The organism is Myxococcus sp. AS-1-15 (assembly GCF_020037055.1).
GTDB classification, from domain to species: domain Bacteria; phylum Myxococcota; class Myxococcia; order Myxococcales; family Myxococcaceae; genus Myxococcus; species Myxococcus fulvus.
In genome coordinates this window covers 407,955-431,444 of sequence record NZ_JAIQDF010000009.1, presented here as the reverse complement: position 1 = coordinate 431,444, position 23,490 = coordinate 407,955, and the positions used below count along the sequence as shown (strand labels likewise).

General features: G+C 69.0%; 15 protein-coding genes and 1 tRNA gene. 12 read left to right on the top strand and 4 right to left on the bottom strand.

Features of this window, described 5'->3' with window-relative positions; translation table 11 throughout:
- Positions 1 to 158: 158 nt before the first annotated feature.
- The 4 genes from K8625_RS25195 to K8625_RS25180 all read left to right on the top strand — a co-directional run bounded on the left by K8625_RS25195 (position 159) and on the right by K8625_RS25180 (position 7,285).
- Positions 159 to 4,601, top strand: a complete 4,443-nt coding sequence (locus K8625_RS25195) for a hypothetical protein (RefSeq protein ID WP_223784129.1) — start codon at positions 159 to 161, stop codon at positions 4,599 to 4,601.
- An 87-nt stretch (positions 4,602 to 4,688) separates the two neighbouring features.
- Positions 4,689 to 5,510: a bifunctional hydroxymethylpyrimidine kinase/phosphomethylpyrimidine kinase gene (gene thiD, locus K8625_RS25190; RefSeq protein WP_223784128.1), complete on the top strand. Its 822-nt coding sequence runs from the start codon at positions 4,689 to 4,691 to the stop codon at positions 5,508 to 5,510.
- A 118-nt stretch (positions 5,511 to 5,628) separates the two neighbouring features.
- Positions 5,629 to 5,991 (top strand): YciI family protein, encoded by a 363-nt coding sequence (locus K8625_RS25185; RefSeq protein ID WP_141323632.1) that lies wholly within the window; start codon positions 5,629 to 5,631, stop codon positions 5,989 to 5,991.
- Between the two features lie 25 nt (positions 5,992 to 6,016).
- Positions 6,017 to 7,285 carry an RNA polymerase sigma factor gene (locus tag K8625_RS25180; protein WP_223784127.1) on the top strand — a complete coding sequence of 423 codons (1,269 nt, stop codon included), beginning with the start codon at positions 6,017 to 6,019 and terminating at the stop codon, positions 7,283 to 7,285.
- Positions 7,286 to 7,624: 339 nt separating this feature from the next.
- On the opposite strand, the gene K8625_RS25175 is transcribed toward K8625_RS25180, so the two are convergent.
- Positions 7,625 to 8,944, bottom strand: a complete 1,320-nt coding sequence (locus K8625_RS25175) for a ferritin-like domain-containing protein (RefSeq protein WP_223784126.1) — start codon at positions 8,942 to 8,944, stop codon at positions 7,625 to 7,627.
- Positions 8,945 to 9,180: 236 nt separating this feature from the next.
- Here K8625_RS25175 and K8625_RS25170 point away from each other — a divergent pair, with 236 nt between their 5' ends.
- Positions 9,181 to 11,160 (top strand): S8 family serine peptidase, encoded by a 1,980-nt coding sequence (locus K8625_RS25170; RefSeq protein WP_223784125.1) that lies wholly within the window; start codon positions 9,181 to 9,183, stop codon positions 11,158 to 11,160.
- A 49-nt stretch (positions 11,161 to 11,209) separates the two neighbouring features.
- Here K8625_RS25170 and K8625_RS25165 read toward each other — a convergent pair whose 3' ends face one another.
- The gene (locus tag K8625_RS25165) at positions 11,210 to 11,515 is read right to left on the bottom strand and encodes a hypothetical protein (protein ID WP_223745748.1); all 306 of its coding nucleotides are present in this window, start codon (positions 11,513 to 11,515) and stop codon (positions 11,210 to 11,212) included.
- 224 nt (positions 11,516 to 11,739) lie between these two features.
- On the opposite strand from K8625_RS25165, the gene K8625_RS25160 reads away from it, so the two are divergent.
- On the top strand, positions 11,740 to 13,683 hold the full coding sequence (locus tag K8625_RS25160; RefSeq protein WP_223784124.1) for a CotH kinase family protein: 1,944 nt from the start codon (positions 11,740 to 11,742) through the stop codon (positions 13,681 to 13,683).
- A 13-nt stretch (positions 13,684 to 13,696) separates the two neighbouring features.
- Positions 13,697 to 14,788: an OpgC domain-containing protein gene (gene opgC, locus K8625_RS25155; RefSeq protein WP_223784123.1), complete on the top strand. Its 1,092-nt coding sequence runs from the start codon at positions 13,697 to 13,699 to the stop codon at positions 14,786 to 14,788.
- Between the two features lie 16 nt (positions 14,789 to 14,804).
- Here opgC and K8625_RS25150 read toward each other — a convergent pair whose 3' ends face one another.
- Positions 14,805 to 15,476 (bottom strand): carbonic anhydrase, encoded by a 672-nt coding sequence (locus tag K8625_RS25150; protein WP_141323624.1) that lies wholly within the window; start codon positions 15,474 to 15,476, stop codon positions 14,805 to 14,807.
- 180 nt (positions 15,477 to 15,656) lie between these two features.
- On the opposite strand from K8625_RS25150, the gene K8625_RS25145 reads away from it, so the two are divergent.
- Positions 15,657 to 16,289, top strand: a complete 633-nt coding sequence (locus tag K8625_RS25145) for a hypothetical protein (protein WP_223784122.1) — start codon at positions 15,657 to 15,659, stop codon at positions 16,287 to 16,289.
- Positions 16,290 to 16,392: 103 nt separating this feature from the next.
- Here K8625_RS25145 and K8625_RS25140 read toward each other — a convergent pair.
- Positions 16,393 to 16,478, bottom strand: a tRNA-Leu gene (locus K8625_RS25140).
- A 387-nt stretch (positions 16,479 to 16,865) separates the two neighbouring features.
- Between K8625_RS25140 and K8625_RS25135 the strand changes: the two genes are divergently transcribed.
- The 4 genes from K8625_RS25135 to K8625_RS25120 all read left to right on the top strand — a co-directional run bounded on the left by K8625_RS25135 (position 16,866) and on the right by K8625_RS25120 (position 23,479).
- On the top strand, positions 16,866 to 18,440 hold the full coding sequence (locus K8625_RS25135) for an amino acid adenylation domain-containing protein (RefSeq protein ID WP_223784121.1): 1,575 nt from the start codon (positions 16,866 to 16,868) through the stop codon (positions 18,438 to 18,440).
- Positions 18,441 to 18,569: 129 nt separating this feature from the next.
- Positions 18,570 to 19,226: a hypothetical protein gene (locus K8625_RS25130; RefSeq protein WP_223784120.1), complete on the top strand. Its 657-nt coding sequence runs from the start codon at positions 18,570 to 18,572 to the stop codon at positions 19,224 to 19,226.
- Positions 19,227 to 19,457: 231 nt separating this feature from the next.
- Positions 19,458 to 21,107, top strand: coding sequence for a signal recognition particle protein (ffh, locus tag K8625_RS25125; RefSeq protein WP_223745742.1), 1,650 nt, complete (start codon positions 19,458 to 19,460; stop codon positions 21,105 to 21,107).
- Between the two features lie 200 nt (positions 21,108 to 21,307).
- Positions 21,308 to 23,479, top strand: a complete 2,172-nt coding sequence (locus K8625_RS25120) for an Ig-like domain-containing protein (RefSeq protein WP_223784119.1) — start codon at positions 21,308 to 21,310, stop codon at positions 23,477 to 23,479.
- The last annotated feature ends 11 nt before the right edge of the window (positions 23,480 to 23,490 follow it).

The window sequence follows — 23,490 nt, the reverse complement described above, 5'->3', positions numbered from 1 at the left end:
CCCGGACGGGACTCTCACCCGCAGGTCTGGTGGAGCATGGACGTGCTCCTCTTTCTCGTCCTTCAGGACGCACCATGGGCGCGGAGGATAACGCCAGACAAATCGCGGGAAGAAATCCACCCGGGTCCGTTCAGCACCCCAGCAAAGGACCAATCACAATGAACTTCTTGCGAAACATCCGCCGGGACCGGCGGAGAGTCTGGGGTCTGGCGGCCGCGCTGGTGCTGGGCGCCTGTGGCGACAACGGCCTGCCGGAGACCGCCCGTCCGGCCGGAGACGAGCAGTTGGAGACCGCGACGACGGCGCAGCCGCTGGCGTTCTCCTCGCCCATGGACTTCTCGGAGCTGCGTGGGCTGCCCGCGGCGCCCGCCTCCATGGACACCACGGTGAGCGAGCTGCTCGCGGTGCTGCCCGACCCGCGCTTCGCCGACCTGCGCGGCGTGCTCCAGACGCGCCACCAGCCCACCGACAAGGTGCGCCTGCTGACGTCCTACGCGCGCGACTACCCCGTGTTCCTCAAGGGCCACCAGGCCCTGCTGCCCCAGGCCGACGGCGTCATCTCCGCCCAGAGCCCCGTCGTCACCTGGCAGACGCTGGCCTCCAACGCCTGCTCCTCCACCCACGCGTGCGCCAACCTGTTCGAGCCCACGCAGCAGGACACGGGCACCCTGGACCACAAGGTCATCGTCATCGTCGCGCCCCTCGTGGAGCTGGCCGCCCCGGTGCAGACGGGCGGCGCCACCCTCGTCGTCGCCTCCGGCGGCTTCACCTCGCGCGGCTTCTCCGTGCGCACCACGCCGGGCGCGCGCACGCCGCAGCAGGACGCGGACCCGATGGACCGCGTCGTGCCCCCGGGCCGCGACGGCCTCAACGGCGGCAGCTTCGTGCTCTACACCAACGTCCTCAACGGCGTGCGCGTCACCACCTCCGGCCAGAAGGGCGAGGATGGCTGGACGGGCGTCGACGCCACGGGCTCCCCGCCCACCACCACCATCACCGGCAACTACGGCCCGGACCCGAAGGTGAGCTGCAGCGGCACCCCCACCGCGCAAGCCGGCCACGGCAGCAACGGCGGCAAGGGCGGCCACTCCGGCGACGTCGTCATCCGCTACACCTCGCTCATCGGTCCCGGCGTCGTCAACGAGCCCCACAAGGCCTCCCCCATCACACCCGAGCAGTGCTTCCAGGACGAGGACGGCCCCTGCCACAGCCTGAAGTGCCGCTGGAACCCCGCCATCGCGCTGTGTGATTCGCGCACGGAGGCGGACAACACCCAGTGCAGCGACGGCAAGGACAACGACCTCAACGGCTACACCGACTGCGAGGACTACGCCTGCTCCAAGAACCCGCACGTCACCGTGTGCGCGGACGCGTCCTGGGGCCCCATCCAGCGCGAGGCCTCCGCCGAGTCCTGCAGCGACGGCAAGGACAACGACAACGACGGCAAGACGGACTGTCTGGACCCGGAGTGCAGCCAGCGCGGCTTCTGTCAGCAGAGCCGCGCGGCCAACAGCGAGTTCTCCGAGGAGGCGTGCCAGGACGGCCACGACAACGACGGCGACGGCTTCGTCGACTGCGCCGACTTCGGCTGCAAGAACTTCGCGACCACCTGCGGCACCGCGGGCGAGGGCGGCGACGAGGAGTGCACGGACCTCATCGACAACGACGGCGACGGGCTGGGTGACTGCGCGGACCCGGGCTGCCACGGCAACGCGTACTGCGGCCTGGGCCCGGTGCTCCTGCTCACCACGGGCCTGGAGGAGACCAACGACGCGGCCTGCTCGGACGGCACGGACAACGACGTCGACGGTGACGTGGACTGCGCGGACAAGGAGTGCCGCTACAACCCCCGCGTGCTGAACGCCTGCGGCAGCGAGCGCACGGTGCTCAACTGCTCGGACGGCATCGACAACGACGGTGACGGCAAGGTGGACTGCCAGGACCCCGGCTGCGCCGGCAACCCCTACGTGAAGGTGTGCGAGCCGGACACCTACCCGTTCCTGCAGGAGGCCACCGCCGCCACCTGCTCGGACGGCGTGGACAACGACGGCGACTACTACTCGGACTGCTCCGACTTCCAGTGCAGCAACAGCCCGCTGGCCGGCAACGTGTGCGGCGCGCAGGAGAACACCTTCGCCCAGTGCACGGACGGCCTGGACAACGACAACGACGGCTACAAGGACTGCTCCGACTCCACCTGCCGCAACAGCCCCTTCTTCGGGGACCTGGCGTGCCGGAATCAAATCCAGACGTGGCACGACGTGAGCCTGGGGGACTCCTACAACGGCCGCTACGTCGACACCCGCGCGGAGCTCGTCACCACGGCGCCGCTGTCCGGCAAGAAGGGCATCGCCGGCAAGCGGCTGTCCCGGACGGTGCAGGTGGTGGTGCAGGAGGCGCCTCCGGGCAGCTGCGAGCACTACGACGACTACCTCTGCGTGCCTCGCGACGAGACGCGCACCTGCTACGTCGGCACCAAGGCCAACGACGGCGTGGCGGGCGCCGCGGGCACGGCCGGCACGCAGAAGGTGCTGCGCTCGATGCGCCGCGACGTGGACATGCTGCGCGCCCTGCTCGCGCCCCAGTCCTGGCGTGTGTCGCAGTCCCACGCCAACGCCCTCTTCAAGCGGGGCGAGCTGCAGCGCGCGGGCTTCCACTACCTGCAGAACATCATGGAGATGGGCGGCATCCTCGCCCAGGCGGGCCTGGTGTGTGACGAGACGCCCGCGGCGGGCCGTCCCTTCGCGGACCTGTACCTCTACGGCTCGCTGTGCCCGCTGATGGCCCACGACGTCACGCGCCTGAGCTTCCTGCAGAGCCAGCGCAACTTCTACGGCCTGGCCAAGGACACGCCCTTCAACCCCCACCTGCGCTACGAGCAGCTGCGCGCGGAGTTCGACTCGCTCTACGACGTGCTCGACAGCTCCGTGAACCAGTGGCTCACGCTGGCCAACGGCACGCAGCTGTCCGCGTGGATGTCCCAGAACCAGGCCGCGCTCAACGCGGACGTCGGCGTGCTGGAGGCGGAGAAGGTGGTGGCCGACCAGCGCATCACCGTGGCGAACGCCTCCATGGCCGCGCTCCAGCAGTCCATGAACAACCGCAAGGCGGCGATTCAGCTGATGACCGAGAACATCCAGGCCACGGACCAGCGAATCACGGACCACTACAACACCAGCAAGGGCTTCGGTGAGTTCCTGCTGGACCTGGTCGGCACGGTGGCCGCGGCCTACGGCGGCGAGTTCCTGGCGGACCTGGCGGGCAAGGCGGCCGAGTCCCTGTGGAGCGAGGTGAAGAAGAGCTTCCAGTCGGAGTCCAGCGGCACGCCCGTGGCCGGCGCGGGCGCGCCCAGCAGCGAGAGCGGCTCCATCCAGACCCTGCTGTGGGACGCCATCAAGACGAGCGCCGCCAACGCCGCCGCGAGCAAGCCCTTCAAGGACAAGCTCAAGAGCGGCGGCACCGAGCTGTGGGACATCGTCTCCGGCAACCAGAAGAAGCCCGCGCGCAGCATCATCTCCGACGAGGTGAAGAAGGAGATCCTCTCCCAGTCGCAGGTGGAGATGACGCTGGACCTGATGGACCTCCAGGCCCAGGTCACCAAGGCCCAGGCGGAGTACCGGCTGGCGCTGATGGAGCGGGACATGGTGACGCTGCGCCAGCGCAACTCGGTGGCCGCGCGTGACGCGCTCAACGACATCCTGGCCTTCGGCAACGGCACGGAGCTGCGCAAGTTCGACCAGCTGCTCATCGGCCAGCAGGTGTACGCCCGCGCGCTGCGCACGCTGGACCAGCTCTCCATCCGCTACTGGGAGCTCATCCGCGTGGCCGAGTACCAGTACCTGCCCTTCGACGCGTCCACCGGCGACAGCGCCATCCCTGCGACGTTCCGCGAGAACTACGACTTCAACCTGGCCAACTACCCGGACATGAAGACGCGGCTGGTGCAGCACCTGGACAGCCTGCCCACGCACACGGTGATGAGCCTGACGCCGTACTATCGCCGCCTGGCCGCCACCGACTTCCACCCGCTCACCGTCAACGAGTCAGAGCGCATGAAGGCGCTGGGAGATCTGGTCACCGCCGGGACGACGTACCGGGCGGCGCGCTTCCAGGTGACGCCCACGGACGTGAGTGCCTCCACCGTGCTGTCGCTGCGCAAGGGCCACCGCGTGCGCAACGTGCGCGTCAACGTCGTCACTGCCACGGGCGCCTCCGTGTCGGTGCCGGCGGTGCTGGTGCGCGACACCATGGACGGGTTCAAGCTCGGCAACTACTTCGCCGAGTTCGAGCTGGTGGACCGGGACGAGTACACCTCCGGCGGGACGCGGCAGGTGCTCCACTACGTGCCCTTCACCGCCTGCGTCTCCGGCCCGCCCGCGTGCGACGTCGCCGACCCGGCGTGCTCCACCCCGTTCCAGGGCGCGGCCTTCACGGACGCGTGCAGCGTGGCGCCGGGCGGCTCCACGCCGGCCAACAACTCCTTCTATGACCGGAGCCTGTTGGGCGAGTGGACACTGCTCATCGACACGGCCAGCTTCACGGGCCTGGGCGATGTGCGCGCCGCCGAGGTCGTCTTCATGACGGCCGGCATCACCATCTAATCGTCTTGACTCCGGGTGCGGGCTCGCGGACCTCCGCGGGCCCGCACCCGCCAAAAGGGGTGGCTCCCTGGAGCGGGCCGGCGCAGCATGCGCCCCATGGAGACTCCCAAGAGAGTGCCGACGGCGCTCACCATCGCCGGCTCCGACAGTGGCGGTGGCGCAGGCATCCAGGCGGACCTGAACACCTTCTCGTATCACCGGGTGCACGGCACCACCGCGCTCACGGCCGTCACCGCGCAGAACACCCGGGGCGTCACCAGGGTCGACGTGCTCCCCGCCGCCGCCGTGGCCGCGCAGGTGGACGCCGTCATCGACGACCTGGGCGTGGGCGCGGTGAAGACGGGCATGCTCGTCAACGCGGAGATCATCTCCGTCGTCGCGTGGCGGCTGAAGGCGCTCAAGCCAGGCCCGCTCGTGGTGGACCCCGTCATGGTGTCCCGAGCCGGCGCGCGCCTCATCGACGACTCGGCCGTCGGTGCGCTCAAGGAGCACCTGCTCCCGCTCGCGGACGTCGTCACGCCCAACCGGCACGAGGCGCAGCTGCTCTCCGGGATGGACCTGCAGACGCTCGAGGACATGAAGGAGGCGGCCCGGCGCATCCACCAGCTCGGCCCGCGGGCGGTGCTGGTCAAGGGCGGCGGCATGTCGGGCGAGCTGCGCGGCCTGGACGTCTGGTTCGACGGGGAGCGGATGGAGACGTTGTTCCTTCGCTCGGTGAAGACGCACAACACGCACGGCACGGGGTGCACCCTGTCCGCGGCCATCGCCGCGTGGATGGCGCTGGGGCAGGCGCCCTTCGAGGCCACCCGACGCGCCAAGACCTTCGTCACCTCGGCCCTGGAGCACCCGCTCCCCCTGGGGCAGGGGCATGGTCCCTTCAGCCACTTCTCCCCGCTCGAGCCCTCCTGAGGGGCCGGGTGGAAATGGGGCGGAAAATCCCTTGGGAAATGGGCGGTCGATTTCCCGCCGGCCTGTTCGACCCAAGGCGGGAGGCTTCACTCCCCTTCGTCACCGTGAGGATGGACCCATGAAGTACCTGCTGATGCTGTTCGAGAACGAGAAGGCCTGGGACGCGCTGCCGCAGGAGGAGGCCCAGAAGGTGCTGGAGGAGTACGCGGCCTTCAGTGAGTCCATCGAGAAGAGCGGGAACAACATCGCGGGCGAGGCGCTGCAGCCGACGTCCACGGCCACCACGGTGCGCGTGCGCGACGGCAAGCGGCTGACGACGGACGGGCCGTTCGCGGAGACGCGCGAGCAGCTGGGCGGCTTCTTCCTGGTGGAGGCGAAGGATTTGGACGAGGCGATTGCCCTGGCCTCACGCATCCCCGCCGCGAGGTCGGGCTGCGTGGAGATACGCCCGGTGATGGACTACTCCGACGTCATGGGCTGAGGCCCGGAGTCGGAGCGGGTCGTCCATGGAGGAGGTGCGGTCCATCGTCGAGCAGACCTATCGCGCCGAGCATGGCCGCATCGTGGCCATGCTCATCGGCGCGATGGGGGGAGACTTCGCCTCGGCGGAGGAGGTGGTGCAGGAGTCCTTCGAGGCGGCGCTCCAGCAGTGGCCGCGCGAGGGGATTCCGCGGGAGCCTCGCGCGTGGCTCCTGCGGGCCGCGCGCAACAAGGCGGTGGACCGGGTGCGCCGGGGCGTGCGCCTCGGCGCCCGGGTGGATGCGTTGGAGGTGGTGGCGAGGCTGGAGCAGGAGCTGGCCGCCACGCCGAGTGGTGAGGACTGGGAGGCGCATCCGGACGACTCGCTGCGACTGCTCTTCACGTGCTGCCACCCTGCCCTCGCCGTGGACGTCCAGGTGGCGTTGGCGCTGCGCACGCTGTGTGGGCTGACGACCGAGGAGGTGGCGAGAGCGTTCCTCGTGTCGCCGGCGACGATGGCGCAGCGGCTGGTACGCGCGCAGCGCAAGATTCGCGATGCGCGCATTCCGTATGTCATCCCGGAGCCGGACGCGTTGGGGGAGCGCACCCGGGGCGTCCTGCATGCCATCTACCTGCTCTTCTCGGAGGGGCACTCCGCGACGCAGGGCACGGAGCTGGTGCGCGTGGACCTGTGCGAGGAGGCGCTGCGGCTGGCCCGGCTGACGTGCGACCTGTTGCCCCGCCATCCCGAGGCCACCTCGCTGCTGGCGATGATGCTGCTCCACCATTCCCGGCGCCACGTGCGGGTGGCCGAGGATGGTGGACTGGTCCTGTTGGACCGGCAGGACCGCGGGCGATGGGACGCGGCGAACATCGCGGAGGGCCTGTCCCTGCTCGACACCGCGTTGTCCCTGCGAGCCTTCGGTCCGTACACGGTGCAGGCGGCCATCGCGGCGCTGCATGCACAGGCGAAGCGGCCGGAGGACACGGATTGGGAGCAGATCGCCGCGCTCTATGAGCGGCTGGCGAAGCTGACACCGGGTCCGGTGGTGGAACTCAACCGCGCGGCGGCGGTGGCGATGGCGAAGGGCCCGGCACAGGGGCTGGTGTTGGTCGACGACCTGGAGTCGTCCGGACGACTCACCGAGCACCACCTGCTGCCCGCGGCCCGCGCGGAGCTGCTGCGCAGGCTGGGGCGCAGGGACGAAGCCGTGGCGGCCTACCGTCGCGCGCTCGCCCTGGTGCGCACGGAGCCAGAGCGCCGCTTCCTCGAGGAGCGACTGCGGGAGGTGCTCGCGGAAGTGCCGCCGACCTGAGCGAGTCACGGAGTCACTCGACGAGCAATGCACCCACGCCCCGCGCCGGCAGTCGGCCGCCGAGAGGACGCGACACCGCGCCGAGGAGTCGCGGCAAGTGGACGGCCCCACCCTGGGCGCGACACCGCGCCGATGATGACTTCGCAGGCGGCGCCGCATCGACCATCGGGGGGACAGCGGACCTTGGGGTAGGGACCACGGTCACCGTGAGACGTGGCTCTGCGGCACGCCAATCCTTGGATTCTGCCGGAGGGCACGCCGGCCCCGAGCCGCGCCTCCCGTCGAAGCACCGAAACGCCTACGTCAACCCAGGCGTCCCGGCATGCACGGCCCCGCGCCTCAGTTCCACAGCTCGCGGGAGAGCACCTCCACCATCGCGAGAGCGACCTCCGGCTGGGGCAACCCCAGCGCGCGCAGGACCGCCTCATCGGTCGGCGAGGAGACCTCGGCGCGCAGCGCCTCCACGGCCCGCTGACGTGCCGCGCGCACCGTCTCGCGCTCCTCGGGCGAGAGCTTCTCCTCCGCCCAGCGGTCCACGGCCCACGACAGGTCCGCATGCCGCGTCTCGTCCTCCGCGATGCGCACCATCGCCTCGCGCACCTCCGCGTCCTCCGCGTGCAGCGCCTGGTGATGCGCCAGCAGCGCGCCATACGTCTCGCGCACGCAGCCCTCCACCGCGTTGTCCAGCGCCACCTCGAACAGCGGCCGGGGAGCCAGCGGCGCCACCACCGCGCGCTCCGGCGTCACCCCATGTCGCCGCGCCAGGCTGCCGCACACCTGCGTATGCGCCACCTCATCCAGCGCGCTGCGCAGCGCCGCCTGTTGCAGCTCGACGGCCGCGCCATGCAGCGCCAGCTCCTCGCGCAGTCGCAGGAAGGCGGTGATGGAGGCCTCCTCCAGGTGGGTGATGAGCGCGAAGTGCTGTCCCAGCTCATCCACGCAGTCCACGGTTCCATCCGAGCGAAGCCCCGCGGGCCTGCGACCCACCGAGCACCCCTTGTCGCCGCGCTCCAGGACGTGCGTGCGCTTCTCGACCACCTCGCCGGAGGACTTGACCACCAGCAGGTACTGCGTCAGCTCCGTCCCCTCGCCACACGCGAACCCCTTGGTGGCGATGACGCTGAAGGTCCCATCGGCGTTCGTCTTCACCGCGCCATGCTTCAGCTCGGTGCAGCTCACGTTGTAGTCCTCCGCGAAGACCTGGAGCAGCGCCTCCGTCGGGGTGTCGATGCTGCCCAGCAGGGCCGCGAGCGCGTTCCGGGACGTGTGCGCCTCGACCGAATCTCCTCGCGTCGTCACCAGGTAGTACGCATAGCAGCCCACGTCGCAGCGGGAGCGGAACCCGTCCTCGGAGGCCAGCGCGTCCAGCTCCGCGTTGCACACCGCGGGCTGCGTGGCGGTCTCGCACGCCGTCCCGACGGACGCCAGACGCTGCTGCCGCGGCGAGCTCTCCAGGTCCGTCACGATTCGCAGCTCGATGAAGTCCGTCGGGGTCGCGGGGGCCAGCCCCTGGAGCGACACGCGACCGTTGTCACAGGGGGGCGCCGAGAACCCCTCCAGGGAAATCCCCCCGTCGCCACAACCGGTGAGCACCAGGGGCGACGCCAGGGATGCACTCAGCGCACGGGCGAAGAGCCGGCGCAGTTGATTCGAGTTCAAGCAACACTCCTCTCTGGGTACGACCTCATTGCCGACAGCAATGGCGGTGCCAGCAGCGTCTCATTCGAGAAGCCGCGGTGACAATCCGAAGCGTCTCCGGTGTTTTCCGCGAGCGCACTCAGAAACCTGAGGGGCGCGGTGTCTCGAATTGATCAACCTCCGAGCCCCCGGCGTCCAAGCGGGCTCACCCAGACGCTGTCCTCGAAAGAGGCGGCACATCGCAGGCCACACACCCCATGTGGAAACTCCGCTTCATCCCGCTGCTCTGTCTCCTCACCCTCACCGGTTGCACCGAGCCCACCTCACGCGAGGCCTCGCGCCAGCAGCCCATCCCGAACCGATACATCGTCGTCCTCCGCCCCCAGGCCCACACGAAGGCCCACGGGCAACAGAAGCCTCGCGAGTACGTCGCGAACCTCGCCAAGGCGCACGGTGCGACGGTGCTGCGCGCCTATGAGCACGCGCTCCAGGGCTTCACCACGGAGCTCGACCCGACACGCCTCGAATCGCTGCGCGCCGATGAGCGTGTGGCCTTCATCGAACAGGACGCCCGGGTGCGCCCGCTCGCCACGTCGGAGACGGCGGCGTGGGGACTGGACCGCGTGGACCAGGAGGACCTGCCGCTCGACGGCCACTACCGTCCCGCGCTGAGCGGCGCGGGCGTCCACGCGTATGTCCTCGACACCGGCATCCGCTCCACGCACGCCGAGTTCCAGGGACGCCTGGGCGAGGGCTTCGACGTGCTGGACCCTGAGGGTGGTGCGGAGGACTGCCACGGTCACGGCACGCACGTGGCGGCAACCCTCGGAGGCTCCACCTGGGGCGTGGCGCGCGCCGCGACGCTGCACTCCGTGCGCATCATCGACTGCGAAGGCGAGGGCACGGTGTCGGGCATCATCGCCGGCATCGACTGGGTCACCGCCCATCACCAGGCCCCCGCGGTCGCCAACCTGAGTCTCAGCCTGGAGGTCTCCGAGGCCCTGGACCAGGCGGTCCGCAACGCCGTGGCCGCCGGAGTCACCGTCGTCGTGGCCGCGGGCAACCGCAGCGTCGATGCGTGCGACTACTCTCCGGGCCGCGCGGCGGAAGCCCTCACGGTGGGCGCCACCCGGCTGACGGACACGCGGGCGTCGTTCTCGAACTACGGCCGCTGCATCGACCTGTTCGCGCCGGGCGAGGACATCCTCTCCGCCGACCTCCCGGACGACACGGCGACCGAGGTCCGCTCCGGCACCTCCATGGCCACACCACACGTCGCCGGCGCCGCCGCGCTCTACCTGGAGACCCATCCCCGCGCCACGGCGACGCAGGTGATGGACGCGCTCGCGGGCGCCGCCGTGGCGGGGCGTGTGAATGAGGCCGGCCCAGGCTCCCCCAACCTGCTGCTCCAGGCGGGCTTCCGACACGTGACGGGAGACCATCACCGTCCCTGGGCGCAGGTGATGACGCCGTTCCCCTGGAGCACCGTGCGAGGCACCTCGCGCGTGCGCGTGCTCGCCTGGGATGACGTGGCGGTGCGCCGCGTGGACCTCTGGGTCAACGGCCTCCTGCGCGCCAGCGACACCACCCTCCCCTTCGAGCTGGACTGGGACACGCGCGAGGAGCTGAACGGCCCCACCACGCTGGAGGTCCGCGCCTACGACACCGCGCTCGGAGCCTGGCGCGCCACGCCGGTGAAGGTGACGGTGCGCAACCCGGACGTCGCGGACTTCGATGCGACACTCCTGGCGCCCCGCTGCACCACCCTCGCGTCCGCGTGCGACACGGGCGTGCTCGTTCGCGGCATGGGGAGCGTGGGGCCCGAACTCCATGCCCCCAACACGCTCGGCGGGAGCTGCGCCGACGGCAACGGCGGCACCTACGGCGTCACTCCGTCGCTGGAGGGCCTGCGCGTCGCCAGCCAGGATGGAGGCCCGCTCACCGCCGGCAGGCCCGTGACGCTCACCGCGAACGTCATCGGCTTCCTCCCCTTCTTCGAGCGCGTGAACCTCTTCCACGCACCCGACGCACGCCATCCCCAGTGGACCCACGTGGCCACGCTCCCGGTCGAGGTGACGGGAGAGAATGCGCTGTCCGTCACCTTCACGCTGCCGGAGGGTGGGCTCCAGGCGATTCGCGGCGTCATCGGTGACAATCCCACCGGGGCAAGCTGCGTCGCGAGCGAGTGGACGGACCACGACGACCTCGTCTTCCCCGTGGCGCCCTCGCGTCGCTGAAGCAGGCCACGACCCGGCGCGCCGTCAACCGGCGGCGCGCCGCGGTCTCTCAATGGGGGCGCGTCGAGTCCGTGCTCTCGTCGAGCATCCGCACCGCCACCGCGCGACATCCGCCACACACCACGCCCGCCCGCTCCCAGTGCACCTGGTCCTCGAGCTCGCGAGCATCCTCGGGCCCCTCTTCCAGTCGCCGCACCAGCGCCGCGAGCGCGTCCTGCTCACCGTCCTCCGACGCCTCGGCGGACTCCAGCACGTCCTGCTCGCCCTCCAGGACCAGCTTGAAGCGGTAGTACACCTCGCGTGGGTTCAGGGCGCGCCCACACGTCGCGCAGTGCCGAAGTCGGGGTCCGGTCATCGCAGGTGGGCTCCCTCGCTCGGGTGCGCAACAGCCATGGCATTCCGCAACCCCCAGCGTGGCACACTGCCACGCTCTCCCGACACTGCTTCCCTGAATTCAGGGAGATAGTTTGAGGCACGAGGATTGCTGACGACCCCGGGTCCCACGTCCCCCAGGGTCCTCCCCTTCGTGTCTCATCCATGAATCACCCGTCTCGTCCCGAAGTCGCGGGGGGCTCTGTCGTGGCCTCCGAGCGAGTCCCGTTCGTCTTCCCGAAGCCGAGGCGCTCCGGGGCACTCGCCGCGCTGCTCATCGCGCTCACGGCCTGCGAGAGCACGCCGTCCGACAAGGGCTCCGGGCCCGTGGTGGAGGAGGAGACGGCGTCACCGGTCGTCACCATCGACGCCATGGACAACGAGCAGCACGTGCTGCGCGGCGGCTTCCAGATGGACGCGGGCGTCGTGCGCGTGGAGGTCTACGAGGGCTCCATCCTGCTCGGGCTGGCGGTGCTCGAGGACGGACGGTGGAGCATCCCGTGGCAGCCGGGCCACGAGAGCGAGTCGCTGGAGGTCGTCGCCTATCACGACAGCGGGACGGAGGTGCGCACGCGCCTGGAGTTCCAGCGGCTGGGCTTCGGCACGCAGGACAGCCTGTACGCGGCCGAGGCGCTCCTGACGCTCCCCACGTCCCCGGACACGACGACGCGCTACACGCTGGACGGCTCCACGCCGGGCCCGACGTCTCCCGTCTATACGGCGCCGTTGGTGCTGCTCAACCGACGCGGGCAGCCCGCGCCGCTCAGCCTCATCCCGACGAACCCCGCCGAGTCACCGGAGCCCTGGCGCTGGAAGCCGCCCACCGCGCCCTCCACGCTCGCGACGGTGGTGCGCGTGCGGCAGTTCGCGGGCGAGACGCCGGTGGACGCGGGACAGGCGCGCACGTACCTCATCGGACAGCCGCGCGCGTACACGTTGCCGGTGTTGTCGTTGGCGACGGACGCGGCGAACTTCTTCGGTGACGAGCAGGGCATCTACGTGCCGGGCCGCGTCTACGCCGAGACGCCGGGGCCCATGGAGGGCTGGGGCACGGGCAACTACATGCAGGACGGCAAGGACTGGGAGCGCCCGGTCCACGTCGAGTGGTTCGACGCCGTGGGCGCGACGGTGTTCGCGCAGAACGCGGGCGTGCGCATCCACGGCTCGGGCAGCGCGGCGATGCCGCAGAAGAGCCTCCGGCTGTACGCGAAGGAGGAGTACGGCCCGGAGCTGTTCCAGGCGGACGTGTTCCCGGACCATCCGCTGCGCGAGTTCAAGCGGCTCATCGTGCGCACGTCGGGGCAGGACCAGGTGGGCTCCAAGCTGCGCGACTGCGCGCTCCAGGGCTTGCTGCGCGAGACGTCCCTGGCGCTGCAGGCCTGTCAGCCCACGCTGGTGTTCCTGGATGGCGAGTACTGGGGACTGCACGAGCTGCGCGAGCGGTATGACGAGTACTACCTGGCCACGCACCACGGGCTGAAGCGCAAGGACATCGTCATCCTGGAGGCCGACGGCATCCTCGACACGGGCGAGGACGCGGACGTGCTGCCCTACCAGGAGCTGCTCGCCTACGTGCGCGAGCACGACCTCTCCGTCCCCGAGCACTCCGCGTACGTCGCGGCGCGCATCGATGTGGAGGACTTCATCGACTACCACATCGCGGAGGTCTACTTCGGCAACGAGGACTGGCCGGACAACAACGTGAAGTTCTGGCGCCTGCGCGGTGGGGAGACCTCCGGCGACACGGGGCCCGGGGATGGGCGGTGGCGCTGGCTGCTCCACGACTTGGACGCGGCCTTCATCGGAGGTCCCGAGGCCAACTCACTCGGCCGGCTGCTGCGCGACGAGCGGCTCGGCGAGTCCTTCGTCGTGCTGTTCCGGAGCTTGATGAAGTCGCCGGACTTCAAGGGTCTGTTCGTCTCGCGCTTCCAGTGGCACCTGGAGAACACCTTCGCGCCGGAGCGGGTGCTGGCCCTGCTCGACGAGGCCGCGGCGCGGCTCGCGCCCGAGATGGCCGAGCACGTCGCGCGGTGGGGTTACCCGGCCTCGGTGGAGTCGTGGCAAGCGGAGGTGGAGTGGATGCGCGAGTGCGCGCGTCGTCGGCCCGAGGCGCTCCAGCGTCATCTGCGGGAGGAGCTGGGCGCGCCCTGAGCCCGTCTTCCTCATGCCGCGTCGACCCGACCTGGATGCCCTGCGGGGGTTGCTGCTCGTCCTGATGACGCTGACGCACCTGCCCACGCGGCTCAACGCGTACACCAGCCAGCCGTTCGGCTTCGTCTCCGCGGCCGAGGGGTTCGTGTTCCTGTCGGCGTTCCTGGTGGGGGGCACGCATGTGAAGGCGTGGGACGCTCCGGGGAAGCTGTGGCGCGGGCTGCGGCGCAGAGCCCTCAAGGTCTACGCGCACCACGTCGGGCTGCTCTGCTTCGCCTTCACCTTCATCGGCGCGGTGGGCTGGCTCACGCACCGCCCCGCGGTGCTCAACCTGCTCGACTTCTTCCACCAGGAGCCGCTCACGGCGCTGCTGAGCAGCCTGGTGTTGCTGTACTGCCCGCCGCTGCTGGACATCCTCCCGCTCTACGTCGTGCTGCTGTTCCTGTCGCCCTTCGTGCTGACCGCGGCGCGCCATGCGGGCTGGGGGAAGGTGGTGTGCCTCAGCGCGCTGGTGTGGCTGTGGGCGCAGCTGGGCCTCAAGCGGGAGCTGTACGGGGTGTTGGGGGCCGTGTCCTGGCTGCCGATGAAGGTGGACCACTCCGGGGCGTTCGACTTGTTCGCCTGGCAGTTCCTCTGGGTGCTCGGCGTGTGGCGGGGGAGCCTCCGGGCGCGGGCCGCCGGGAGCCCCGCGCCGCCGCCGCGCCTCCAGTGGGTGGTGGCGTGGGGAGTGGTCGTCGTGTTCCTGCTCGCGCGGTACGAGGTGCCGGGGTTCCAGCTGTTCACGAGCTGGCCCGTGCTGCTCGACAAGTGGACGCTGGCGCCGCTGCGGCTGGTGAACTTCCTGGCGCTGGCGCTGCTCGCGGACCGGGGTGCGCCGCTCGTGTATCGCTGGCTGCGGCCGAGGGTGCTGGAGCTGTTGGGCAGCGCGTCCCTGCCCGTCTTCAGCGCCCATCTGGTGTTGTGTCTGTTGAGCCTCGCGCTCATCAACGAGAGCGAGGCGCCGCTGGACAGCCTGGAGGAGGTCGCCGTGCTGGTGGTGACGTTCGCCGGGATGGTGGTGGTGGCGCTGCATCACCAAAGGCGCGCGGCGCCCCTCACGGGCTGAGCCGGGCGCGACCGAGTCAGAGCACCTGACGAAGGCCGAAGCGGCCCCGGGCGCGGAGGGAGTCTCCGTCCGTGGCGACGACGGGGGTGAACTGCCCCTGGCTCGGCTCGTAGGCGTGCACGCAGCCGTCCTCGAGCTGGTAGACCCAGGCGTAGAGGTTGAGCGCGCGGTTCGCGAGGGCCTCGGCGACCGTGGGATGGGAGCGCAGGTTCTCGAGCTGCACGAGGACGTTCTCACCGACGGCCGCGTCGAGGAGGGCATCTCCGCTCAGGTGGGCGTAGCTGGCCTCGACGATGCGCCGGGTGGACTCCGCGTGGCGCAGCCACTGGGCCATCTGGGGGAGCTTGTCGAGGAGCTGGGGCTTGAGCAGACCGTGCATGGCGCCGCAGCGGGTGTGTCCGCAGACGATGATGTGGCGGACCTTGAGGGCTGCGACGGCGTACTCGATGGTGGCCGCGGTGCCGTTGTTGGCGGTGCTGTAGGGCGGGACGATGTTGCCGGCGTTGCGGATGATGAACAGCTCGCCGGGCCCGGCGCCCGTCACCTCGTTGGGGAGGACGCGGGAGTCGGAGCAGGTGATGAAGAGGACCTCGGGGTTCTGCGCCTCCGCGAGCTTCGAATAGAGGTCTTGCTTGGAGCGGAAGACCTCGGTCTGGAAGTGATGCAGTCCCGGGATGAGTTTCTCCATGAAGGCGCAGCCTTCACCAGGAGCAGCGCCTCCGACAACCCCATTGCGTGTGCCACGCGGGTGACGGTGAACATTTCCACCGGCCTGCGCGAAAAAGCCTCTCCACCATGAATGCACACGCAACGGCCGTGGCATCATCGACAGGCAGCACACGAAGCGTCAATCGCGTTGGGAGGAACCATGCGTACCCTGTTGACCCTGGGCCTTGCAGTCCTTGGCTTCCAGTTCGGCTGTGGTGTGGATGATGCCGACACGGAAGCGCAACCCGATATGGCTTCACAGGAGGCCCCGCTCCTCATCTGCCTGTCGGAGTACTTCATCAGGTATTACAGCGATGCAACCCTCACCACATCGGTCGGCACGGAGCGGTGCATCTGTGGAAGGACACCCGTGCGCACGGGGCAAAGGAGCCCGTACTTCATCGAAACTGACGGTGGGGAGTGTCCTGGCATTGCGCCGGAAGCCCGGGCGGATGAGACGGACACCACGCTCGAGATTCCTCCTCCCACGGCGACCATGAATTGCGAATGGATGGACGAGACCGAGCGAATCGAGTGCACAGCGAGCGCGAGCGGCGGAGTGACGCCCTATACCTACCAATGGCAAAGGGCGCACAACCTCGACGTCGATCCCGCTCCAGGCAACTGGCCCTGGCGCAATGGCACCACCACCTTCAGCGAGCCTTGCAAGTTCGGCCTCTACCCGGGCGGACGGTATTACTACAAGTACATCCGCTTCCGCGTCCTCGACGCCAACACCTACGTCTCGAACTTCGTTGAACAGAGCTTCCGCTGCTGGACGCCGAATCCGTAAACCCTCGGGATGATCAGGGCACTGAGCGGAACCCGTCTCGTGCCGCCGTGGCAGCAGCGCGCCGTCAGGGAGGCGAGCATCCTCCCTGACGGACTCACGATATTGCACGAACCGGGAATCGAACCCGGACGACCCTTGCGAGTCAGCGGATTTTAAGTCCGCTGCGTCTGCCAGTTCCGCCATTCGTGCAGGCCCCTGTCCTACCAATCCCCCTGCCCACTGCTCAACACCATTCCGAGGCCCCACGCCCGGGCCTCTCCCTCCCTCGTCTGCCCCAGCGCGCCCGCCTCTCGGACTCCGAGGGCGCCCGGCTTTCACTGTCCTGAAGGCGCCTCACGGGCACGACCCTGGGACGAACGACATCTCCGGTGTCACCGCGCATTCTGCGCGGGTCCCATTGGAACGACAGGGGAGAACGCCGCCCATGAGCACGTCGCCCCGTTCGCGCCTCCGAGCGGACGCCGTCCAGGCCCCCGCGCCCGGCGTGTATGCCTTTCGTGAGCCCCCCGACTCGCGCTCCGTGCTCCACCGAGAACTCGTGACCCACGCCTTGGGCCCCTGAGGAGAATCACATCCATGTTGTTTCAGTACCTTGAAGACAGCGCGCGAGCGGCCCCTCGACGGACAGCGGTCATCGACGGCGAGCGAGCCATCTCCTATGAGGAGCTCGACGCGGGCGCGAACCAGGTGGCCCGCACGCTCCAGGAGCTCGGCATCGGCCGGGGCGCGCGCGTGGGGCTCCACCTGACCAAGTCGCTCGAGGCCGTGGTGGGCCTTTTCGGCATCCTCAAGGCCGGCGCGGCCTACGTCCCCATCGACCCCTCCGCGCCGGAGTGGCGCCTGAAGTTCATCGCGAGGGACTGCGCGCTCGCGGCCATCCTCACCACCCCCTCCTGGCAGGCCTCGCTCCAGCAGGTGCAGACCCTGCGCGGAATCATCCTGGTGGGAACGCGACAGCCGAACACCACATCAGCACCTCCCGGGGAGAACCTCCCGACGACCCTGACCTGGGAGCAGGTGCGCACCCGCTCCACCTCGCGCCTGGAGAAGGACTCGCGCGCCACGGCAGAGGACCTGGCGTATGTCCTCTACACCTCCGGCGCCACCGGACACCCCAAGGGGGTCATGCACAGCCACCGCGCCGCGCAGGCCTTCGTCGAGTGGGCCTTCCAGACTGCGAACGTGCGCTCCTCGGACCGCGTCTCCAGCCTCTCGCCCTTCCACTTCGACCCGTCCGTCTTCGACCTCTTCGCCACGGCCAAGGGTGCCGCCACGCTGGTGCTGGTGCCCATCGAGCTGTCCGCGATTCCGCGGGAGCTGGCGGACTTCATCGCGAAGAGGGAGATCGCCATCTGGCACTCCGTGCCCTCGGTGCTCACCCAGCTCGAGGCCCGAGGCGAGCTGTCACGGCATGCCTTCCCGCACCTGCGCACCGTGCTCTTCACCCGCGAGGTCTTCCCACACAAGTACCTGCGCAAGCTCGTGCTGACCCTGCCCAGGCCGCGGTACCTCAACCTCTACGGCACCACCGAGACGAACGTCTGCACGTACCACGTCGTCACGCCCGCGGACCTCGCGAGCCCCGAACCCCTGCCCATCGGCAAGGTCTGCTGCGGAGACGAGGTCTTCGTCATCCGGGATGACGGCGCGCGGGCGGCGGACGGAGAGGAGGGCGAGCTGTGCGTGGCGGGCCCCACGCTGATGAGCGGTTACTGGGGACAGGAGGAGCACACCCGGAAGGTGCTCGGCCCCATTCCAGGCCACCCCAAGGCCTATCGGACGGGGGATCGGGTCACCCGGGAGGGTGGAGGCGTGCTGCGCTTCCTGGGCCGCCGCGATGACCGGGTCAAGGTCCGGGGCCGCCACATCGAGCTGACCGCCGTGGAGGAGGTGCTGCTGCGCCACCCGGAGGTCGAGGAGAGCGCCGTGCTGACGCTCCCGGACGAGCTCGCGGGCGGGGAGCTGCGCGCCTTCGTGGTGCTCAAGGACAACGCGAGCGCCAGCCTCCAGGACCTGCGACAGCACTGCGCGGACTACCTGCCGCCCTACATGGTCCCCACTCGCATCGACACCTGCGAATCCCTGCCGAAGACGACCGCCGGGAAGAAGGACCGCGTCCGAATCCAGGAGGACGCCCGCCAACGCGCCTGAGCTGTCTCGTCCCACCGCGTCGGGCCTGGCCCCGTGGCCTCGCCCAGTTGGACATCGGAGTGAGTCGCCATGAACGGGAGCGTGGGACACTCGGCATCCGAGCCTCGGGGACGGACGGGAGCCCGCCCGATGCACGTGGACCTCTGGCGGGACTTCGAGCGACCGGGACACGTGGACGCGGCGAGCACATGCCACCTGCCCCGCGTCTTCCGTCTGTCCGGCCTGCTCGACTGGCGCGCGCTGCGTCTGGCGCTCGAGGCCCTGCAGCATCGCCACGGCGCTCCGTGGTCCACGCCCCCCGTGCCCGGCGTCTTCGTCCTCCCCACCATCAGCCTGCTCGATGGAACGCCCTATTCGGCGGTGCGAGAGGCCCAATTGGCCGAGGCCTTGCGCCACGAGGCCCGGCGTCCGGTCGACCGCCAAGGCGCGCCCCTCGTCCGGGCGACGCTGTTCGTCCTGGACGTGAGTGAGCACGTGCTCCGGCTCGAATTCCACCCCAGCCTCATCGACGTCCGGCCCCTGGACGTGCTGCTGTGGGAGCTCTCGGAGCTGTATGCCGCGTACCACCGAGGGGGACCCGCGCCCACCCTGTCGCCCGTGGAGCCGAGTCCCCGGCCGTCCGCGAACGACTTCGGGCGCGGCCCACGCGGGGATGACCTTCCGGCGCCCGCGCGGCGAGGACCTCGCGGTGCGCCCCTCGCCGCCGAGGACGTGCTCGCGGCCCTGGGCATGGCCGATGCCGCGCACAGGGGAAGGATCCTCGAGGACCTCGAACAGGTCCGTTGAGCGGAGGACAGCCCCGGGGCCTCCGGCTCGACCGGGGCCCGGGCAGGCTGGGGCCCGGGCCCGAAAGCCACCCGCCGGGCCCTGGGGGATGCGCCAACCCCTTGGGAGCGTTGATGAATCCAGGGCCTCGGCCCGGGCCAGACGGGCCCGGGGGTCGGCTCTTCACTCTTCGACGCCTGGGATGCGCTCCAAGGTCGCATCCCACCTCCCCCCTGTTATAAAGCGCCCCCCATGCTTGAGACCGTCACCAAGGGCTTCCGCGCCGCCAAGAACCGCCTCGCCGGCAAGAGCGAGCTCACCCCGGAGCTGGTCGACGAGTCGCTCCGCGACATCCGCGTCTCGCTCCTCGAGGCCGACGTGGCCTTCGACGTGGTGAAGAAGTTCGTCGCCCGCGTCCGCGAGAAGGCCGTGGGAGAGCTCGTCCAGACCACCATCACCGATGCCTCGGGCCAGAAGCGCAAGGTCAGCCCGATGGACCACTTCATCAAGATCTGCCACGACGAGCTCGAGGCGCTGATGGGGCCGGTGGACACGGGGCTGAACCTCAAGCCCAAGGGTCAGCTGTCCGGCATCATGATGGTGGGTCTGCAGGGCTCGGGTAAGACGACGACCACGGGCAAGCTCGCCAACCGGCTGCTCCAGCAGGGCCGCAAGCCGCTGCTCGTGGCCGCGGATATCTACCGTCCGGCCGCCGTGGACCAGCTCAAGGTCCTGGGCGAGCGGCTCAAGGTGCCCGTCTACCACGAGCCCGGGGTGCAGCCTCCCGAGCTGGCGAAGCGGGGCTATGCCGCCGCCCGCGAGCAGAAGTGCGACGTGGTGCTCATCGACACCGCCGGTCGTCTCGCCATCGACGAGGCGCTGATGTCGGAGCTGGAGTCCATCAAGTCGAACGTGCACCCGGACAACATCCTGCTGGTGTGCGACGCGATGATTGGTCAGGACGCCGTGCGCACGGCGGCCGAGTTCGACCGGCGTCTGACCTTGGATGGCTTCATCCTGACCAAGCTGGACGGTGACGCGCGTGGTGGCGCGGCGCTGTCCATCAAGGAAGTCACCGGCAAGCCCATCAAGTTCCTCGGCATGGGCGAGTCGATGGACAAGCTGGAGGAGTTCCGTCCGGAGGGCCTCGCCGGCCGCATCCTCGGGTTCGGCGACATCGTCGGCCTGATGAAGGACTTCGAGAAGGTCGTCGACGAGAAGAAGGCCGAGGAGGACGCGCGCAAGCTGTTGTCCGGCCAGTTCTCGATGAAGGACTTCGTCGAGCAGATCCGCATGGTGCGGAAGATGGGTCCGCTCAAGGACCTGCTGGAGAAGTTCCCGCTCTTCGGCGAGATGACGGAGCACCTGAACCCGGACGAGAAGGAGCTCACCAAGATCGAGTCGATGTACGACTCGATGACGGTGAAGGAGCGCCTGCGTCCGGACCTCATCAACGCCAGCCGGGTGAACCGCATCGCGAAGGGCAGTGGTCGCAAGCCCGAGGACGTGCGGGAGCTGCTGCAGAAGTTCGGGATGATGCAGCAGGTGATGGGGACGATTGGCCAGAACCCGGGGCTCCTGGGTCGCATCCCCGGCTTCAAGCAGCTGGGTCAGCTGTCGCAGATGCGGAACATGGACCTCTCCAGCATGTTCGGTGGGGACCCGAAGATGATGGAGAAGATGATGAGCGGCGGGATGCCGGGCATGGGGTTGCCCATGCAGCTGCCGCAGGTGGCTCCGGGCTACACGCCCCCCATGGGCCAGGCCGCCATGGCGAAGGCCCGGTTGATGGGCTACGCCCCGCCGTCCGCCGCCGGAGCCAAGGGCGAGGACCGGGATGCCATCAAGGAGCGCCGCAAGCGGGAGAAGGAGAACAAGAAGAAGAACCGCAAGAAGCGGTAGGCGGTCAGGCCCTCGCTGGCCCGTGAGCACGAAGCCCGTGTCACCCGCAGACGTCCGGGGGCGCGGGCTTTCGCTTGTCTGGGGTCCAGGGTCTGGGACGGAAGCCCGGGGGCGGGACGGGGCACCGCGGGCCTCGGCCGGGCCGAGGGCGTGTCATGGTAGGTGTCTGGACTGGAACACTCCCTGCACAGCAGACCTTCATGACGAACCGACTTCGCCTGTCCGTCCCCCTCTTCGCCGTCTTCCTGCTGTCCGCCTGTATCGATGTCCCGGACGTCGCGGGGCCGGAGGACATCCCTGATGCGGGGCAGCCTCCTCCTGACGCAGGAAGTCTCCCGGACGGAGGCGAGCAGCCCGCTGGGGACTTCGAGCTCAGTGTCATGCCCACGGAGGACTCGATTCTCCAGGGGGCCACGAGGAGCTTCCAGGTCTCGCTCGTCCGCAAGAATGGCTTCAATGGGAGTGTCTCGGTGATGTTGGTGAGTCCACCGGGAGGCATCACCGCGCCCTCGGTCACGATTCCCGGCGCGAGCACGCTCTCGAGCTTGAGCATCAGTGTTTCCGAGCAGGTTGCGCCCGGCCCCGTGACGCTCACGGTGCGTGGAATCTCAGGAGCGCTCCATCGAGACCGGAGCGTCTCGCTCACCATCGTTCCCCTGGGGGACCTGGCGGTCTCCTGGGTTGCGCCTTCAGCGTCGTACAGCGCCACGAATGGAAGACTGTCGGTCGAAGTCGCGGTGCAGGGGGGACAAGCCGAGAAGGTCGAGCTGGTAAAGGGAGACACGGTGCTGACCACGTGGACCGCGCCGCCCTACACATACTCCTGGGATACGACGAGCGCGGCCGAGGGGGAGTACACGCTGGTGGCCAAGGCCACGAGAACGGGCTCGACGTTCGCGAGTGTCGCGAGGACCGTGGTGGTGGACCGGACGGCGCCGAGCATCGCGAGCAGGCAGCCGGCACACGGGGCAACCCAGGTGAGCGCCCGGACCCGCGTCGAGGTGGGGTTCAGCGAGGCCGTGAAGGCGGCGACCGTGAGCACTTCGAACGTGGGGCTCATCGGGGATGGCGGAGTGCCCATCCCTGTCGTCCTGGAGCTGTCAGTGGATGGACGGACCCTGACATTGACCCCGGCTGCGTCACTCGCCGCGTCCACGGCGGTGAGCGTGCGACTTGGGACGGCGGAGCAGCCCATCACCGACGAGGCGGGCAACATCCTCACCACGGGTGGTTCGTGGTCCTTCGCGGTCCCCTTCTGGCTGCCCATGGGAGGCGCCATCAGCGCGTCTCCTGGGAACACGCCCGCGGAGAACGTGGTGATGAAGGTGGGAACGGATGGGCTGCCCGTCATTGCCTGGTCGGAGTCGGATGGGACGAGCAAGAACATCCATGTGATGCGATGGACCGGACAAGAATGGCAACGACTCGGAGGACCTCTTCGAGTGCACTCCGCACCAGGTGCCCACGCAGAGCGTCCGGACCTTGCGATCGACAACTCAGGGAGGATCATCATCGCTTGGGATGAAGCTGTTGGGAAAGCAGGTGTCCCGCCCATTCAAGTCATGGTCTGGTCGGGAACGTTGTGGCAATCCCTCACGCCTCCTCCCTTCCCGAATGATTCCGGCACCGAAACGACCATCCCCAAGCTCGCGGTGGACGCATCGGGAGCGATCACTGTCTATGCCCAGGTCTATTACGTCACCGCATATTACGAGTCCAAAGCCTACATCCTCACAGCCAATCAGCAGACCTGGACGCAGGCACAGCTGTTTCTTGGCCCTGACTGGCTCAACAACTATCTCAAGGCAATAACCAGCGCGGGAAACACCATTTTCGCAGCCCACAGCAGCTATGTCGACTCGCTCGGGACTCGCGCTATCACCGTCACCCAAAACCACTCACAGCCATTTGGAACCGCACTCATCTCCAGTCCTACCGACGCCTACACTGACCAAGCAGCACTTGCCACCAATGGCGCTGGCGAACCGTTGGTAGCCTGGGACGAATTCAAGGGCGCTGGGGCATCCTCCAACATCTTCTTCGCGCGGTGGCAGGGCAGTGCGTGGCAATCTCCAGAGCTCGTGACCCCACACTCGACCAACAACAAAGCTCCATCGCTCACGATGGGTGATGATGGCTCTCCGCTGCTGGCTTGGAGTGGATTCGCCGAGCCGGAGCAAGTGATTTTCGTCGCCAAGCGAAGCACGTCCTCTTGGACACAGCTCGGCCCGGCACTGAGTGCGGAGTCAGGCGCAAGCACTCCGGGTAGCCGACCCGTGCTGGCTCTCGGAAAAGAGAACCGTCCGCTGGTTGCCTGGCTGGAAACGACAGCTACTGGGACGCACGTCTACGTCGCGCAGCAGAACCAATGAGCCAGTGGGGC